Source organism: Streptococcus parapneumoniae (assembly GCF_037076355.1).
In the GTDB taxonomy this organism is placed as follows: domain Bacteria; phylum Bacillota; class Bacilli; order Lactobacillales; family Streptococcaceae; genus Streptococcus; species Streptococcus parapneumoniae.
Window position 1 is genome coordinate 601681 of sequence record NZ_AP026968.1, and the last position, 16318, is coordinate 617998.

General features: G+C 41.4%; 16 protein-coding genes. 6 read left to right on the forward strand and 10 right to left on the reverse strand.

All coding sequences use genetic code 11. From position 1 onward, the window contains the following. The first annotated feature begins 35 nt into the window (after window positions 1-35). A complete protein-coding gene (locus tag SP4011_RS03200) occupies window positions 36-737 on the forward strand; it encodes an ABC transporter ATP-binding protein (protein WP_049494632.1) in 702 nt (233 codons plus the stop codon). Window position 738: 1 nt separating this feature from the next. Next, window positions 739-3447 (forward strand): FtsX-like permease family protein, encoded by a 2709-nt coding sequence (locus SP4011_RS03205; RefSeq protein ID WP_338619830.1) that lies wholly within the window; start codon window positions 739-741, stop codon window positions 3445-3447. 209 nt (window positions 3448-3656) lie between these two features. On the opposite strand, the gene tpx is transcribed toward SP4011_RS03205, so the two are convergent. From tpx to SP4011_RS03225, 4 genes are all read right to left on the reverse strand, one after another. Next, window positions 3657-4148 (reverse strand): thiol peroxidase, encoded by a 492-nt coding sequence (gene tpx, locus SP4011_RS03210; protein WP_000256026.1) that lies wholly within the window; start codon window positions 4146-4148, stop codon window positions 3657-3659. A gap of 421 nt (window positions 4149-4569) precedes the next feature. Further along, complete coding sequence (psaA, locus tag SP4011_RS03215) at window positions 4570-5499, reverse strand: metal ABC transporter substrate-binding lipoprotein/adhesin PsaA (protein ID WP_023933209.1); 930 nt, start codon at window positions 5497-5499, stop codon at window positions 4570-4572. Window positions 5500-5530: 31 nt separating this feature from the next. Then, on the reverse strand, window positions 5531-6379 hold the full coding sequence (locus SP4011_RS03220; RefSeq protein WP_000559787.1) for a metal ABC transporter permease: 849 nt from the start codon (window positions 6377-6379) through the stop codon (window positions 5531-5533). Next, the gene (locus SP4011_RS03225; protein WP_338619832.1) at window positions 6376-7098 is read right to left on the reverse strand and encodes a metal ABC transporter ATP-binding protein; all 723 of its coding nucleotides are present in this window, start codon (window positions 7096-7098) and stop codon (window positions 6376-6378) included. The genes SP4011_RS03220 and SP4011_RS03225 overlap by 4 nt, the downstream gene beginning before the upstream one ends. Before the next feature lie 290 nt (window positions 7099-7388). Here SP4011_RS03225 and pepO point away from each other — a divergent pair, with 290 nt between their 5' ends. Beyond that, on the forward strand, window positions 7389-9281 hold the full coding sequence (gene pepO, locus SP4011_RS03230; RefSeq protein ID WP_338619834.1) for an endopeptidase PepO: 1893 nt from the start codon (window positions 7389-7391) through the stop codon (window positions 9279-9281). A gap of 129 nt (window positions 9282-9410) precedes the next feature. Here pepO and SP4011_RS03235 read toward each other — a convergent pair whose 3' ends face one another. The 3 genes from SP4011_RS03235 to SP4011_RS03245 form a co-directional block, all read right to left on the reverse strand. Then, a complete protein-coding gene (locus SP4011_RS03235) occupies window positions 9411-10040 on the reverse strand; it encodes an MBL fold metallo-hydrolase (RefSeq protein WP_338619835.1) in 630 nt (209 codons plus the stop codon). A 126-nt stretch (window positions 10041-10166) separates the two neighbouring features. After that, window positions 10167-10391, reverse strand: coding sequence for a hypothetical protein (locus tag SP4011_RS03240; protein WP_308410031.1), 225 nt, complete (start codon window positions 10389-10391; stop codon window positions 10167-10169). 85 nt (window positions 10392-10476) lie between these two features. Continuing rightward, window positions 10477-10791: a hypothetical protein gene (locus SP4011_RS03245; protein ID WP_016397434.1), complete on the reverse strand. Its 315-nt coding sequence runs from the start codon at window positions 10789-10791 to the stop codon at window positions 10477-10479. A gap of 279 nt (window positions 10792-11070) precedes the next feature. Here SP4011_RS03245 and SP4011_RS03250 point away from each other — a divergent pair, with 279 nt between their 5' ends. Both SP4011_RS03250 and dtd read left to right on the forward strand, forming a co-directional pair. After that, entirely contained in the window at window positions 11071-13293 is a 2223-nt protein-coding gene (locus tag SP4011_RS03250; RefSeq protein WP_016397433.1) for a RelA/SpoT family protein, read from the forward strand. A gap of 29 nt (window positions 13294-13322) precedes the next feature. Further along, complete coding sequence (gene dtd / locus SP4011_RS03255; RefSeq protein ID WP_016397432.1) at window positions 13323-13766, forward strand: D-aminoacyl-tRNA deacylase; 444 nt, start codon at window positions 13323-13325, stop codon at window positions 13764-13766. A 38-nt stretch (window positions 13767-13804) separates the two neighbouring features. Here dtd and SP4011_RS03260 read toward each other — a convergent pair whose 3' ends face one another. The 3 genes from SP4011_RS03260 to SP4011_RS03270 form a co-directional block, all read right to left on the reverse strand. Continuing rightward, on the reverse strand, window positions 13805-14218 hold the full coding sequence (locus SP4011_RS03260) for a hypothetical protein (protein ID WP_078465556.1): 414 nt from the start codon (window positions 14216-14218) through the stop codon (window positions 13805-13807). Between the two features lie 276 nt (window positions 14219-14494). Continuing rightward, a complete protein-coding gene (locus SP4011_RS03265) occupies window positions 14495-15712 on the reverse strand; it encodes a tyrosine-type recombinase/integrase (protein WP_001291561.1) in 1218 nt (405 codons plus the stop codon). A gap of 81 nt (window positions 15713-15793) precedes the next feature. Beyond that, complete coding sequence (locus SP4011_RS03270; RefSeq protein WP_000814511.1) at window positions 15794-15997, reverse strand: excisionase; 204 nt, start codon at window positions 15995-15997, stop codon at window positions 15794-15796. On the opposite strand from SP4011_RS03270, the gene SP4011_RS03275 reads away from it, so the two are divergent. After that, a complete protein-coding gene (locus tag SP4011_RS03275; protein ID WP_001845478.1) occupies window positions 15981-16232 on the forward strand; it encodes a hypothetical protein in 252 nt (83 codons plus the stop codon). The genes SP4011_RS03270 and SP4011_RS03275 overlap by 17 nt on opposite strands. The last annotated feature ends 86 nt before the right edge of the window (window positions 16233-16318 follow it).

Consider the following 16318-nt stretch of genomic DNA (forward strand, 5'->3'; position numbering starts at 1 on the left):
GAGGAGTATAATTTGTTTAAGAGAGGGTGGGTCTGATGGCTTATATTGAGATGAAACACTGTTACAAGCGTTATCAGGTTGGGGACACGGAGATTGTGGCCAATCGTGATGTGAATTTTGAGATTGAGAAGGGTGAATTGGTTATTATCCTTGGTGCATCTGGTGCAGGTAAGTCAACAGTTCTCAATCTCCTAGGGGGAATGGATACCAATGATGAGGGGGAAATCTGGATTGATGGTGCCAATATTGCAGACTATAGTTCCCACCAGCGAACCAATTACCGCCGCAATGATGTCGGTTTTGTTTTTCAGTTTTATAACCTAGTTTCCAATTTGACTGCTAAGGAAAATGTGGAACTGGCTTCTGAAATCGTGACGGATGCCTTGGATCCTGAACAGGTCTTGACAGATGTAGGTCTGGCTCATCGTCTCAATAACTTTCCAGCTCAGCTTTCTGGAGGGGAGCAACAGCGAGTCTCCATTGCACGCGCGGTAGCCAAAAATCCTAAAATTCTCCTTTGTGACGAACCGACAGGTGCCTTGGATTATCAGACGGGCAAGCAGGTTTTGAAAATCCTCCAAGATATGTCTCGTCAAAAGGGAGCGACGGTGATTATCGTGACTCACAATGGAGCTTTGGCGCCCATTGCTGATCGCGTGATTCATATGCACGATGCCAGTGTCAAGGATGTGGTGATCAACCAGCATCCTCAGGATATCGATAGTTTGGAGTACTAGCATGATCAAGCGAAAAACCTATTGGAAGGACTTAATTCAGTCCTTCACAGGCTCCAAGGGGCGTTTTTTATCCATCTTGACCTTGATGATGTTGGGTTCTTTAGCCCTAGTAGGCCTCAAAGTGACTAGCCCCAACATGGAGGCGACAGCTAATGCTTATTTAAGAGCTGCTCAAACCTTGGATTTGGCAGTTATGTCTAATTATGGTTTGGATCAAGAAGATCAAGAAGAACTAAAACAGACGCAGGGCGCAGAGGTTGAGTTTGGCTATTTGACAGATGTGACTATGGATAATGGGCAGGATGCCATTCGGCTGTACTCCAAACCAGATCGAATTTCAACCTTTCAGCTAAGAAAGGGACGACTTCCGCAGTCAGATAAGGAAATCGCCTTGGCAAGTCATTTGCAAGGTCAATATCGTGTGGGACAGGAGATTAGCTTTAAAGAAAAAGAAGGTGGTCATTCCTCTTTAAAAAATCATACATATACCATTACTGGTTTTGTGGATTCAGCTGAAATCCTCTCCCAGCGAGATATGGGCTACGCAGCAAGTGGAAGTGGGACTCTGACAGCCTATGGAGTGATTTTACCTAGTCAGTTTGATCAGAAAGTTTACAATATAGCTCGTTTGAAATATCAAGATTTGGCAGGTTTAAATGTTTTTTCAGAAGCTTATGAAGAGAAATCCAAGCAACATCAGGAAGACCTTGAACAAGCTTTGTCAGATAATGGCAAGGCACGTCTGCAAGTGTTGAAAAAAGAAGGGCAAGAGTCTCTCGATAAGGGGCAAGAGACCCTTGACAAGGCTGAGACTAATTTGCAGGAAGGCAAGCGTCGTTTAGCAGCTACTCAAGCTCGTATACAGGCTCAAGAAAGTCAACTAGCCTTGCTTCCTCAAGCCCAGAGAGAGCAGGCCAGTGCTCAACTTACCCAAGCCAAGCAGGAATTGAGCAAGGAAGAGGATAGGCTAAAGCAGGCTGAACAAAATCTAGACCAAGAAAAGGAAAAATTAGAAAAACATCAGCAAGTCTTGGATGATTTGGTGGAGCCAAGGTATCAGGTCTATAATCGTCAGACCATGCCAGGTGGTCAGGGCTATCTCATGTATAGCAATGCTTCATCCAGTATTCGAGCAGTGGGCAATATCTTTCCTGTGGTGCTTTATGCCGTAGCAGCCATGGTGACCTTTACGACCATGACTCGCTTTGTGGATGAAGAGCGAACACATGCTGGGATTTTTAAGGCCTTGGGTTATCGTAGCAAGGATATTATCGCCAAGTTTCTCCTCTACGGCCTAGTAGCTGGGACTGTCGGAACAGCTCTAGGTAGTATACTTGGCCATTATTTACTAGCCAGTGTGATTTCAAGTGTCATTACAAAAGGCATGGTGGTGGGAGAAACCCAGATTCAGTTCTATTGGACCTATAGCTTACTGGCTCTTGTCTTAAGTTGGTTGGCGAGTGTGTTACCAGCCTACTTGGTAGCTCGGAGGGAACTTCATGACGAAGCAGCCCAGCTTTTACTGCCTAAACCTCCTGTTAAAGGAGCTAAAATCTTACTGGAGCGCATCGGTTTTATCTGGCGCCGTCTCAGTTTTACTCATAAGGTAACAGCCCGCAATATCTTCCGTTATAAGCAGCGGATGTTGATGACGATCTTTGGTGTGGCAGGTTCTGTAGCCCTTCTCTTTGCAGGTTTGGGAATCCAATCCTCTGTGGCAGGAGTTCCGTCCAGACAGTTTCAACAAATCCAACAGTATCAGATGATTGTTTCTGAAAATCCTAGTGCGACCAATCAGGACAAGAAAGAGCTAGAAGGAGTGTTGAAAGGGCAGGACATCAAAGCCTATCAGAAAATCTATTCTAAAACGCTAGACAAGGATTTCAAAGGTAAGGCTGGTCTTCAAACCATTACGCTTATGATGACAGAGAAGGAGGATTTGACTCCCTTTATTCATCTGCAAGACCATCAGCAAGAGTTGACATTAAAAGATGGAGTTGTCATCACAGCTAAACTCGCCCAGTTGGCAGGTGTCAAGCTTGGACAAACTTTAGAAATTGAAGGTAAGGGGCTAAAGGTCGCTGCTATTACTGAGAACTACGTTGGTCACTTTATTTATATGAGTCAGGCTAGCTATGAGCAACTTTACGGACAGCTACCCCAAGCCAACACTTATTTGGTCTCGCTAAGGGATACCAGTGCTACTAGTATCGAAAGGCAGGCAGGCTTGCTTATGAATCAATCTGCGGTGTCCAGCGTTGTCCAAAATGCTTCAGCCATTCGACTCTTTGACTCGGTCGCAAGTTCACTCAATCAGACCATGACCATCTTGGTCATCGTATCGGTTCTGTTGGCTATTGTTATCCTCTACAATCTGACTAACATCAACGTAGCTGAGAGAATCCGTGAACTCTCTACTATCAAGGTTCTCGGTTTTCATAATAAAGAAGTCACTCTCTACATTTACCGTGAGACGATTGTGCTGTCCCTTGTGGGAATCGTACTTGGTCTGGTAGCTGGTTTCTATTTACACCAATTTTTGATTCAAATGATTTCGCCTGCGACTATTCTCTTTTATCCGCAGGTAGGTTGGGAAGTCTATGTAATTCCAGTGGCAGCAGTAAGCACCATTCTGACCTTGCTTGGTTTCTTTGTCAATCGCCATCTGAGAAAGATTGATATGCTTGAAGCCTTGAAATCTGTAGAGTAATACTCAATGAAAATCAAAGAGCAAACTAGGAAGCAAGCCGTAGGTTGCTCAAAGCACCGCTTTGAGGTTGCAGATAAAGCTGACATGGTTTGAAGAGATTTTCGAAGAGTATAAGGTAGTTGTTTTTAGCTGATTGATCTTGTATTTACTTGTAAACAAAAATCCTCCGCTTCAAAGAGCAGAAAACTCTTTGTGACAGAGGATTTTTTCTATAGGGCTTTAGCAGCTGCAATTGCGGCTTCGAAGTTTGGTTCAGAGTTGATATTGTCCACGTATTCAACGTAGCGAATTGTATTGTCAGTATCGAGGACAAAAACTGCGCGTGCCAATAGATGCCACTCATTGATTAAGAGGGCATAATCACGTCCAAAGGAATGGTCGAAATAGTCTGAGAGCATGATGGCATTTTCAATACCTTCAGCACCGCACCAACGTTTTTGGGCAAAAGGGAGGTCCATGGAAACAGTCAAGACAACCGTATTATCCAGTCCAGCCAGTTCTTCATTAAAACGACGTGTTTGAGTTGAGCAGATACCTGTATCGATAGAAGGCACGACACTCAAGACTTTTTTCTTGCCATCAAAATCAGCCAGAGATTTTTTAGAAAGGTCTGTTGTAGTGAGTGAAAAATCAAGCGCCTTGTCGCCGACTTGTAGTTGTTTACCTGTAAAGCTCACAGGATTTCCGAGAAAAGTTACCATAGGATACTCCAATCTTTTTTCTTCCATTGTAGCTGAAACAGTCGAAATTTTCCAATGATTTGACCGGAAATGTGGGCATAGAAAAAACGCCAGCTCATGTGAGAATGACGTTTTTCAGATTTTTTATCTATTTGATATTTCTCGAAGGTAGTGCGGACGGGAGCAACTTCCTTCGGAATTTCATCCCTAATTTTTGAGCCCTAGGTCTCAAAAATTCCGTCCTAGATAAGATCAAAGTTCTTATCTAGGATACCACTACAGTGAGAAATATCTGGTAAAAACTCACTTCGTTCGTACTGATTTAAGAAATCTTTATTCTTATAAACGCTGTTTTGTAGCTAGAGATAGAACTAACAAAGCTAATATTAGAAGTAATGTAAAGAGAGACAAGAACCTAGTAATAGATAAACTAATATCTAGATTATTTAGCCAATCCTTCAGCAATCTTGTCAAGGTTGTATTTCATCATGCTGTAGTAGCTGTCGCCTTCTTTACCTTGTTCTGCGATAGAGTCAGTAAAGATTTGTGCGTAGATTGGGATGTTTGTGTCTTGAGAAACAGTTTTCATTGGACGGTCATCCACACTTGATTCTACAAAGAGTGATGGAACTTTTGTTTGGCGAAGTTTTTCAACCAAGGTCTTGATTTGTTCAGGTGTTCCTTCTTCTTCAGTGTTGATTTCCCAGATGTAAGCACTTGGGACACCATAGGCTTTAGAGAAGTATTTGAATGCTCCTTCGCTGGTTACAATGAGTTTCTTTTCAGCAGGGATATTATTAAATTTATCCTTACTTTCTTTATCAAGTTTGTCTAACTTATCAGTATATTCTTTGAGATTTTTTTCATAGAATTCCTTGTTGTTAGGATCTTTAGCGCTCAATTGTTTGGCGATATTTTTAGCAAAGATAATTCCATTTTCAAGGTTAAGCCAAGCGTGTGGGTCTTCTTTACCTTTTTCATTTTTTCCTTCAAGGTAGATAACTTCAACACCTTCACTGACTGCAAAGTAGTCTTTGTTTTCAGTTTTCTTAGCATTTTCTACCAATTTGGTGAACCAAGCATTACCACCTGTTTCAAGGTTGATACCGTTATAGAAAATGAGGTCTGCCTCAGAAGTTTTCTTAACATCTTCAGGAAGTGGTTCGTATTCGTGTGGGTCTTGTCCAATCGGAACGATACTGTGAAGATCAATCTTGTCACCAGCAATATTTTTAGTAATATCAGCGATGATTGAGTTTGTAGCAACAACTTTTAGTTTTTGACCAGAAGCTGCATCTTTTTTTCCGCTAGCACATGCTACAAGAGCAATAACGGAAAGAAAGAGAACGAGTAATGTACCTAATTTTTTCATTAGATCCTCCAATTTATTAGGGCTTTGCCCCTTATTTTAACAAATGTTTATTTTTTAGTTTCAAATATCGTTGTTTTGGAGCGATAAAGAAGCTAATGAGAAAGAAACTAGCGGCTGTAAGCACGATACTAGAACCTGCCGCAACGTTAAAGCTATAGCCGATAAAGAGCCCCAAAACTGAAGCAGTAGCTCCAAAGGTTGAGGAAAGGAAAATCATGCTTTTCAGGCTATTAGCATACAGATAAGCAGTTGCAGCTGGGGTAATCAGCATGGCTACAATCAGGATAGTTCCGACACTTTGCATGGCTGTCACAGACACGAGAGTCAAGAGTACCATGAGAAGGTAGTGATAGAAATTGACAGGCATTCCCATGGCTTTAGCCAAGAGTTCATCAAAGGAAGTTATCAAGAGTTGCTTGAAGAAAATCCAGATTAACAAGAGAATGACTGCCCCAACACCCATAGTAATAAACATATCCGTATCTTGGACGGCTAGGATATTACCAAAAAGGATATGGAAAAGGTCAGTTGAACTTTTAGCGACACTAATCAAGATGATACCGAGGGCTAAGAAAGAAGAAAAGGTAATGCCGATGGCGGTATCGCTTTTGATAATCGAGTTTCCCTTGATGTAGGTAATGATGATGGCAGCTAGCAGTCCAAAGACAATGGCTCCGATAAAGAAGTCAAGGCCCAAGATGAAGGAGAGGGCTACACCTGGTAAGACAGCATGTGAAATGGCATCTCCCATGAGTGACATCCCGCGTAGAATGATGAAACATCCTACAGCTCCAGCTACGACCCCGACGACAATAGCTGTTATCAAGGCATTTTGTAGGAAATGGAATTTTTGCAATCCATCGATAAATTCTGCAATCATAGGTCACCTCCATTGAAAAAGAGTTGATTACCGTAAGCTTCTTTGAGATTGGTTTCGGTAAAGGTTTCTTTGGTTGGACCAAAGGCAATCACTTCTCGATTGACAAGCAAGACTTGATCGAAGTAGTGGGGAACCTTGCTGAGGTCGTGGTGGACGATGAGAACCGTCTTTCCAGCTTTTTTCAAATCTCTCAGCGTATTCATGATGATTTCCTCACTGACAGAATCAATCCCAACAAAGGGTTCATCCAAGAGGATACAGTCGGCTTCCTGCACCAAACATCTGGCAATCAAGACCCGCTGGAATTGACCTCCAGATAGTTGACTGATTTGCCGTTCAGCGTAGTCAGCTAGGCCGACGATTTCAAGGGCCTCTTGCACTTTCTTCCAATGTTTAGCCTTTAAACTTCGAAAGAGAGGGATAGAGGGAAAGAGTCCTAACGAGACGCATTCCTTGACCTTGATGGGAAAGTTGTAGTCGATATTGATTTTTTGTTCGACATAGGCAATTCGGTGTAAGGATTTTTTAACTTCCTTGTCATCGAGAAATGCCTGACCTTGATGTGGGATAATTCCCAGCATACCTTTTAATAGTGTTGATTTCCCAGCGCCGTTTGGACCAATGATGCCGGTAATTGTTGGTCCATGGAGCACTAGTGAAATATCCTTAAGTGCCAACGTTTCTTTGTAGGAGACACTGAGGTTTTCGATACGTATCATAAACTTGTATTCCTCCTGTCTCTTAATATACATTAAAAAAAAAATTAAGTCAAGTTAATTTTTGAAAAAATTAAAATAATAACTGAAAAATAGATTCTAAAGATAACTCTCAGGATAAATTTCTAAATTATAAAACGCATAGTATCAAGTGTAAACAACTTGGAATTATGCGTTTTATCATGGAAAGATTTTTTATAATAGCTAAAAAATAATAGTTAAATGGTTATTAATTGCATTCCCTAGTGATTTTTGTTAAGATAAATGCAAATACAAATGAAAGCGAGAACAAGATGACACGTTATCAAGATGATTTTTATGATGCTATCAATGGAGAATGGCAACAGACAGCTGAAATCCCAGCAGATAAGTCTCAAACAGGAGGTTTTGTTGATTTAGACCAGGAAATTGAAGACCTGATGCTGGCGACAACAGACAAGTGGTTAGCAGGTGAAGAAGTGCCTGAGGATGCTATCTTGGAAAACTTTGTCAAATACCACCGCCTAGTTCGTGATTTTGACAAGAGAGAAGCTGACGGTATCACACCTGTCTTACCACTCCTTAAAGAATTCCAAGAATTGGAGACTTTTGCGGATTTTACAGCTAAACTAGCAGAGTTTGAGCTTGCAGGAAAACCAAACTTCCTTCCTTTTGGTGTATCGCCAGACTTTATGGATGCTAGAATCAATGTTCTATGGGCTAGCGCTCCAAGCACAATCTTGCCAGATACGACCTACTATGCAGAAGAACATCCTCAGCGCGAAGAGCTCTTGACTCTTTGGAAAGAAAGCAGCGCAAATCTCCTCAAGGCTTATGATTTCTCTGATGAAGAAATTGAAGACTTGCTAGAGAAAAGACTTGAATTGGACAGCCGAGTTGCAGCAGTGGTGCTCTCTAATGAAGAAAGTTCAGAATATGCCAAACTCTACCATCCATATGCTTATGAAGATTTCAAGAAATTCGCGCCTGCCTTACCTCTGGATGACTTCTTCCAAGCCGTTCTTGGACAAATACCAGACAAGGTTATTGTAGACGAGGAACGTTTCTGGCAAGCAGCAGACCAATTCTACAGTGAAGAGGCCTGGCCTCTCCTTAAAGCAACCTTGATTTTGAGTGTTGTTAATCTTTCAACCAGCTATTTAACAGAAGAAATCCGTGTCTTGTCAGGTGCCTATAGCCGTGCGCTTTCAGGAGTTCCAGAAGCTAAAGACAAGGTCAAGGCAGCTTATCAACTAGCACAAGGTCCTTTCAAACAAGCCTTGGGTCTTTGGTATGCCCATGAAAAATTCTCTCCAGAAGCTAAGGCAGACGTAGAGAAAAAAGTAGCAACTATGATTGATGTCTATAAGGAACGCTTGGCTAAAAATGACTGGCTGACTCCTGAAACTCGTGACAAGGCCATCGTCAAACTCAATGTCATCAAGCCTTATATCGGTTACCCAGAAGAATTGCCAGCACGCTACAAAGACAAGGTAGTGGATGAGACTGCTAGTCTTTTTGACAATGCTCTAGCCTTTGCGCGTGTGGAAATTAAGCACAGTTGGAGCAAATGGAATCAGCCTGTAGACTATAAGGAGTGGGGCATGCCTGCTCATATGGTCAATGCCTACTACAATCCACAGAAGAATCTGATTGTCTTTCCAGCAGCTATTTTACAGGCACCTTTCTATGATTTGCATCAGTCATCTTCTGCTAACTACGGGGGTATCGGGGCGGTTATTGCCCATGAAATTTCTCACGCCTTTGATACCAACGGAGCTTCCTTTGATGAAAATGGTAGTCTCAAAGATTGGTGGACTGAGAGTGACTATGCTGCCTTCAAGGAGAAAACACAAAAAGTCATTGACCAATTTGATGGACAGAATTCTTATGGTGCAACTATCAACGGTAAATTGACTGTGTCAGAAAACGTGGCTGACTTGGGAGGAATCGCTGCAGCGCTTGAAGCAGCTAAAAGAGAACCAGACTTCTCAGCAGAAGAATTCTTCTACAACTTCGGTCGCATCTGGCGCATGAAAGGTCGTCCAGAATTTATGAAACTTTTGGCCAGCGTTGATGTACACGCACCAGCCAAACTCCGTGTCAATGTGCAAGTACCAAACTTCGATGATTTCTTTACAACCTATGATGTCAAAGAAGGCGACGGTATGTGGCGTTCACCAGAAGAGCGCGTGATTATTTGGTAATGTAAAAAATCTAGTCATCAGAAAAAAAGGCATCCAATCAGGTGTGAAAACCTTGATAGGATGCCTTTTATAATGGAAAGATTTGCTGGATAGTTTACTTAAATTGCGATATACATTATCATCATCTTGCTAGAAAAAAGGATTGAAGGTCTTTTCATGGGCGATGGTCGTAGCTGGACCGTGTCCTGGATAGACGTCGTAGTTTGGTAGGGTGAAAAGTTGGGTCTGGATACTATGAAGGAGTTGCTCCATGCTACCAGTCGGAAGATCCGTCCGTCCGATTGTTTCACGGAACAGGGCATCACCTGTCAAGACTAGGTGAGCATCAGGAAAGACTAGGGAAACACCACCGATAGAGTGACCTGGTGTTGGCAAGACAGTGAAACGAAATTCCTCTAGTTGGTATTCTTCGTGAAAGATAAAAGTGTGTTCTGCAGGTTTTGTGACCACATCTGCCATATCATCGTGGCGGGGAAGTCCAGAGAGATTGTCGACAGGAGTGTAGAGCCAGCTGGCTTCGCTCTCTGCGATATAGACAGGAGGATTGCCAAAAGTCTCGCGAACCAAGTCCAGACTCATGATATGGTCATAATGGGCATGGGTCTGGAGAATAGCGCATATAGGTTTATTGATGTTCTTTATTGTCTGACGAATAGCTTCCCAATGGCTGCCAGGATCGACGACGATGAGGTGTTTTTCACCCTCCAGGTAATAGGTGTTTTCATAGGCAACAGGATTCACGGTTTTATGGATTTTCATATTGGCTCCAATCTCAAAGAATGTACTAAATTAAGTATAGCACAGTTAGGGAGAATAGGTAAGGATTTAGAATGAACTTAAAAACCAGCATGACTAGAGGAAGACAGGCTGGTTATCAATTTATCACTATTGGAGAGGTGTCAATTGCCCTTCATAGGTTGCATAAACTCCGTCATTAGCTTGTTTGATAGATGTGATATTTAGAGTGCCACCGTAGTTGGCTTCTCGTTTATCGCTATATTCACTATAAGTTATCCTATTGGGTAGGTTCTGGTCGTTAGCATAGTATTGAACGACTGTTTTTTTATAGCTTTGCTGGCTGAATAGAAACAGGCAGCTAACTCCTAACACTAGGAGAGCAAAGATAGAAATAGCAGTTTTTTTCATAGGTGTTCTCCTTATAAACTAAAGGATAAAAGAAAGCATCTTGAGGATTTTAATTCCAAAATCCAGTCAAGGTACCAGTGTATGTGACACGAGTCCCACCGTTTGATCTTCGTACACTGTCTATTTCAAGTGTTCCTTTGAAGGTTGAATGGAAACTATCATTATATTCTGAATAGTAGATAGTTGGTGGGATGTAACCATCATCGTTATAGTATTTTGTTACTGTTTTACTATAACGATGAGAATATATACGCTCATAACGAGGACCTTCAAAGTTATTTGTTGTACTAGTTTCAGCAGCAGTGATTGGAACGGTAATAGATAGAGCAGTAGCTCCTAATAGTGTTAGTACAGTTTTTTTCATAGAATACTCCTTTGTAAAACGACGTCATTCAACTATATTGACTTGAATGAAAAGGTGATAAGGATAGGGAGTTAAATTATATTTAGGTTACAATATGGTTTCCGTTCTTCTATCTCTCCTTCTATCACCTAAATAGAAAATCTAACTGTACAATGTATTATAAAAAAATATTTCAGAATTGTCAAGCAATTCTGAAATATTTTTTTCCTATTCTGTTCCAATCTAGTTTTCCTATTCTTAAAAAAGTGATAAAATGGTAGGAAGAATTGGAGAGTAGAGATGCCAAAAGAAGTGAATTTAACAGGCGAAGAAGTTGTCGCCTTAACCAAAGAATATTTAACAGAAGAGGATGTCCATTTTGTCCATAAGGCCTTGGTCTATGCGGTGGAATGCCATAGTGGTCAATATCGCAAATCAGGTGAGCCTTATATCATTCATCCTATCCAAGTGGCAGGTATTTTAGCCAAACTCAAACTAGATGCTGTAACAGTAGCTTGTGGTTTCTTGCATGATGTGGTAGAAGATACTGATGCGACCTTGGACGATTTGGAAAGAGAGTTTGGTCCTGATGTGCGGGTAATCGTCGATGGGGTTACCAAGCTTGGTAAGGTCGAGTACAAATCTATCGAGGAGCAATTAGCGGAAAATCATCGTAAGATGCTCATGGCCATGTCTGAGGACATCCGTGTTATCTTGGTCAAACTGTCTGACCGCTTGCACAATATGCGGACCCTGAAACATCTTCGAAAAGACAAGCAGGAGCGCATTTCCAAAGAAACCATGGAAATCTATGCTCCACTTGCCCATCGTTTGGGAATTTCCAGTGTCAAATGGGAGTTGGAAGACCTATCTTTCCGTTATCTCAATCCAACGGAGTTTTACAAGATTACCCATATGATGAAGGAAAAGCGCAGGGAGCGTGAAGCCTTGGTGGATGAGGTGGTCACAAAATTAGAGGAATATACGACAGATCGTCACCTAAAAGGGAAAATCTATGGTCGTCCCAAGCATATTTACTCGATTTTCCGCAAAATGCAGGATAAGAGAAAACGGTTTGAGGAAATCTATGACCTGATTGCCATTCGTTGTATTTTGGATACCCAAAGTGATGTTTATGCCATGCTTGGTTATGTGCATGAGCTTTGGAAACCCATGCCTGGTCGTTTCAAAGACTATATTGCTAACCGCAAGGCCAATGGTTACCAGTCTATCCATACGACAGTTTATGGGCCAAAAGGGCCCATTGAGTTCCAGATTCGAACTAAAGCCATGCACGAGGTTGCTGAGTACGGGGTTGCGGCTCACTGGGCTTATAAGAAAGGCGTTAAGGGGCAGGTTAACAGCAAGGAATCGGCTATTGGGATGAACTGGATCAAGGAGATGATGGAGCTTCAAGATCAAGCTGATGATGCCAAGGAATTTGTGGACTCTGTTAAGGAAAACTATCTGGCTGAGGAGATTTACGTCTTTACACCAGATGGAGCTGTCCGTTCTCTTCCCAAAGATTCAGGACCGATTGACTTTGCCTACGAAATTCATACCAAAGTCGGTGAAAAAGCGACGGGTGCCAAGGTCAATGGCCGTATGGTTCCACTGACAACCAAGCTCAAGACAGGGGATCAGGTTGAAATTGTCACCAACCCTAACTCCTTTGGACCGAGCCGTGATTGGCTCAATATGGTCAAGACCAGCAAGGCTCGTAACAAGATTCGTCAGTTCTTTAAAAATCAAGATAAGGAATTGTCTGTCAACAAGGGTCGTGAAATGCTGATGGCTCAGTTCCAAGAAAATGGCTATGTGGCCAATAAATTCATGGACAAGCGCCACATGGACCAAGTTCTACAAAAGACTAGCTACAAGACAGAAGAATCCCTCTTTGCGGCCATCGGTTTTGGAGAAATCGGTGCTATTACCGTCTTTAACCGTCTGACTGAAAAGGAACGCCGTGAAGAAGAGCGTGCCAAGGCTAAGGCGGAAGCAGAAGAACTTGTCAAAGGTGGCGAGATCAAGGTTGAAAACAAAGAAACCCTCAAGGTCAAGCATGAGGGTGGTGTGGTCATTGAAGGAGCCTCTGGTCTCCTAGTGCGGATTGCCAAGTGTTGTAATCCTGTTCCGGGTGACGATATTGTTGGCTACATTACCAAGGGGCGTGGTGTGGCTATTCACCGTGTGGACTGTATGAACCTGCGTGCCCAAGAAAACTATGAGCAACGTCTCCTTGATGTGGAATGGGAAGACCAGTACTCTAGCTCAAATAAGGAGTATATGGCCCATATCGATATTTACGGCCTCAACCGTACAGGATTATTGAACGATGTACTGCAAGTTCTTTCAAACACAACCAAGAATATTTCAACGGTCAACGCCCAACCAACCAAGGATATGAAATTTGCTAATATCCATGTGTCCTTCGGCATTGCCAACCTCTCTACACTGACTACTGTCGTAGATAAGATTAAGAGTGTGCCAGAAGTCTATTCTGTCAAACGGACTAACGGTTAATTGCCCTAGCTCTTACTAGAAAGGCTATTATGAAAATCATTATCCAACGGGTTACAAAAGCCCAAGTAAGTATCGAAGGTCAGGTGCAGGGGAAAATCAACCAAGGCCTCTTATTGCTGGTTGGTGTTGGACCAGAGGACCAAGAGGAAGATTTGGACTATGCTGTGAGAAAGCTTGTCAATATGCGGATTTTTTCAGACGCAGAAGGCAAGATGAACCTGTCTGTCAAAGATATTGAAGGAGAACTCCTTTCTATTTCTCAGTTTACCCTCTTTGCGGATACTAAGAAAGGCAATCGTCCAGCCTTTACAGGTGCAGCCAAGCCTGATATGGCATCAGACTTCTATGACGCTTTCAATCAAAAATTAGCGCAAGAAGTACCCGTTCAGACAGGTATCTTTGGAGCGGATATGCAAGTTGAGCTGGTCAATGACGGACCAGTTACCATTATCCTAGATACTAAAAATAGATAAGAAAGACCAAGCCCAGTCGGCTTGGTTTTTCTCATCTATCATAAAATACTCCAAAATGAAATCGTTTCTTGATAGGCTTTTGGGAAGTCTCTTTTCAGTCTTTGGCTTATGCGATAGGAAGAGATGAGATGTCCTAGGATTAGGAGAGTTCCCTGAAGGAGAAGTGGCACACCACTCAAACATATCAAGGAGAGAATCATCAGGCTATCCCATAGAAGGATTTGTAAGGCAAAATGCCAGAATTTTGGTCTAATCTGGGAATAGAGGTGACTAAAGTGGTCACAAAGCTGGTTTGAAAGATAGGCCAATAGCACAGGGTGAAAGAAAATGAGCCAACCACTATAAATTAAAATCCAATCCCAAGTGAGCCCCTCTTTAAATGTCAAAAATGCCAGCATAATTCCATCGATGGCAAGGAGCTCAATGGTTTTGATGAAGATGATTTTTTTCATGCTAAAACCTCCTTTTTTCATCTGTTAGTGACGTAATATTGAATATAATTATTATACAATATTTAGTTGGAGTGTGAAAGCGTTTACTATCTTTTTTCTTTGAAACAAAGTATAAATTTCTAATTATCTTTTTATATTTTCTTAAATGCTCGTAAAGCCTTATTCTATGTGCTTTCGAGTATTTTTACTGTAGGAAGATACTTCACGTTTCTTTGCATATTTCCTCATGTCTTAGCTGTCAGAAGTGGTAAATAAGTAGTAAATTCATTTGTACTACTAAGCAACAAGACGCTCCTGTTGCTTCTCTTTATTCAAGCGTTTCATTTCTGCCATTGCAGAATCGAATGTTGCATGTGCGTAATAGTTCAGCGTCATGGCTATATTAGCATGTCCCATAATGTACTGTAATGCCTTTGGATTCATTCCTGCATTTGCATAGTTGGTACAGAATGTATGTCGCAAACTATGTGGAGTGATGTGTGGCAATTTATCCTCGTTATACTTATTGTATTTCTTAACAAGACCTTTCATCATGCCGTTGTAATCACTTGCCACTTTTGGATAGTTCTTTCTATTAAGAAAGAGGAAATCACTATATCCATCAATCTCAACACGCTTATCATTCTTTCGATTCGCTAACACTCGCTTAAATGCTTGATAGGCTTCTTCAACCATAGGAACTTGACGTTCGCCACTTTTGGTCTTTGGTGTTTCAATGTAGTACCCAATTTCAGTATCTCTCAATAGCTGATGGTCTATATTGACAAGACGATTCTCAAAATCTAAATCTGGAAGTGTCAAACCACCAAACTCTGAAATACGAAGACCTGTTTTTAAGAGTATCAGAATTTCATCATAATTTTTGCTGTAGGTTTTATCAGCTTTTGCAAAGGCTAACAGTTTTTCTTCCTGTTCTTCTGTTAGTACGGTCTTAGGGACAGTATCATCATCAAGAACTGCTTTCAGTTGAAAGTCAAATGGATTCTTCCGAACACAATCATCTTGTATAGCAATATAGAATGAAGCCTTTAAAGAACGTTTGTAGTTATTGATGGTTTGATAAGCATAACCATTTTCACTCATTCTAATAGCCCATTCTTTAGCGTCTGATGGCTTAATACTGTCAATACTTCTTACACCTAACTTGTCTTTCTTCAAAATATCCATAAGATATTTGCGTCCAGTTTCAGTGTTTTTTCTAACCTTTGGTCTTTGAGCGTTCTGTTTTGCGTAAAGCTGGCAGAGTGTCATTTTCTTTCCTACAACATCAATACCATCATGAATGTCTTTCTGTAACTCTGCGATTTTCTCTCTAAGTGAGATACAATCACGCTTTCCTGCTGGTACTCGGTCTGTAGCCACAAGTTTCCACGAGTAAACAAATTGCGGTTCTCCAAATGAATCTATATATTTGTATAAGTATCTTCCGTCTTTTCGTTGGCTCTCTCCAGTCTTTAAGATTCGACCTTTATTGTCACGTCTTTTTTCTGACATGGCATTTGCTCCTTTCCTTTATGGAAAGAGCCTTGATACGACTTAATACTATTTTATCATATACAAGACCCTTTGGCGACGCTAGATTGCGTCCAATGTATCTATAATTTTTTCAAATTGTTTTCGTTTAATCTGAATACGATTGCCATTCATAATCAGCCAATTTGCATTTTTATTTTCCTCTGCCAAGCGTCGTAGCTTGTTTTCGCCAATACGAAAATATTTTGACGCTTCTTCAATGGTTAGGGTATAACGTTCCCAAATAGGAATGTCAGTCTGCTTCATAAAATCCTCCTTTCCAAATCACTTATTTGGATTTCATAAAAGTTGTTTTACCAGCAATCGAACAGCTTTAGCAAAGCTCACGGGAGTTCCACCCCTGCATGGTTCTCATGTAGCCATACTCATTGCCTGCGACGGTTTTATCACGCTCGGACTATTGACTGTATGGGAGTATCATTATCACGATAAGAATGTCGTTGCAGGCAATCCTGCTAAAGATTGCTTCTCGGATCACTAACATGAATCGCTCGCTATCTTTATAAGATAGGTCATGGCGGTTAGTTCCGTTGGCTCTTTTCTTATCGAAACGTATTCGATTACTTT

What these genes read in the sequence shown, in the direction of transcription:
- pepO (WP_338619834.1), top strand. Translation starts at nt 7,389, where the DNA reads ATGACACGTTATCAAGATGATTTTTATGATGCTATCAATGGAGAATGG.
- dtd (WP_016397432.1), top strand. Translation starts at nt 13,323, where the DNA reads ATGAAAATCATTATCCAACGGGTTACAAAAGCCCAAGTAAGTATCGAA.
- SP4011_RS03250 (WP_016397433.1), top strand. Translation starts at nt 11,071, where the DNA reads ATGCCAAAAGAAGTGAATTTAACAGGCGAAGAAGTTGTCGCCTTAACC.
- SP4011_RS03225 (WP_338619832.1), bottom strand. Translation starts at nt 7,098, where the DNA reads ATGATACGTATCGAAAACCTCAGTGTCTCCTACAAAGAAACGTTGGCA.
- psaA (WP_023933209.1), bottom strand. Translation starts at nt 5,499, where the DNA reads ATGAAAAAATTAGGTACATTACTCGTTCTCTTTCTTTCCGTTATTGCT.
- SP4011_RS03245 (WP_016397434.1), bottom strand. Translation starts at nt 10,791, where the DNA reads ATGAAAAAAACTGTACTAACACTATTAGGAGCTACTGCTCTATCTATT.
- SP4011_RS03235 (WP_338619835.1), bottom strand. Translation starts at nt 10,040, where the DNA reads ATGAAAATCCATAAAACCGTGAATCCTGTTGCCTATGAAAACACCTAT.
- SP4011_RS03275 (WP_001845478.1), top strand. Translation starts at nt 15,981, where the DNA reads ATGTCAGTCTGCTTCATAAAATCCTCCTTTCCAAATCACTTATTTGGA.
- tpx (WP_000256026.1), bottom strand. Translation starts at nt 4,148, where the DNA reads ATGGTAACTTTTCTCGGAAATCCTGTGAGCTTTACAGGTAAACAACTA.
- SP4011_RS03265 (WP_001291561.1), bottom strand. Translation starts at nt 15,712, where the DNA reads ATGTCAGAAAAAAGACGTGACAATAAAGGTCGAATCTTAAAGACTGGA.
- SP4011_RS03205 (WP_338619830.1), top strand. Translation starts at nt 739, where the DNA reads ATGATCAAGCGAAAAACCTATTGGAAGGACTTAATTCAGTCCTTCACA.
- SP4011_RS03270 (WP_000814511.1), bottom strand. Translation starts at nt 15,997, where the DNA reads ATGAAGCAGACTGACATTCCTATTTGGGAACGTTATACCCTAACCATT.
- SP4011_RS03200 (WP_049494632.1), top strand. Translation starts at nt 36, where the DNA reads ATGGCTTATATTGAGATGAAACACTGTTACAAGCGTTATCAGGTTGGG.
- SP4011_RS03260 (WP_078465556.1), bottom strand. Translation starts at nt 14,218, where the DNA reads ATGAAAAAAATCATCTTCATCAAAACCATTGAGCTCCTTGCCATCGAT.
- SP4011_RS03220 (WP_000559787.1), bottom strand. Translation starts at nt 6,379, where the DNA reads ATGATTGCAGAATTTATCGATGGATTGCAAAAATTCCATTTCCTACAA.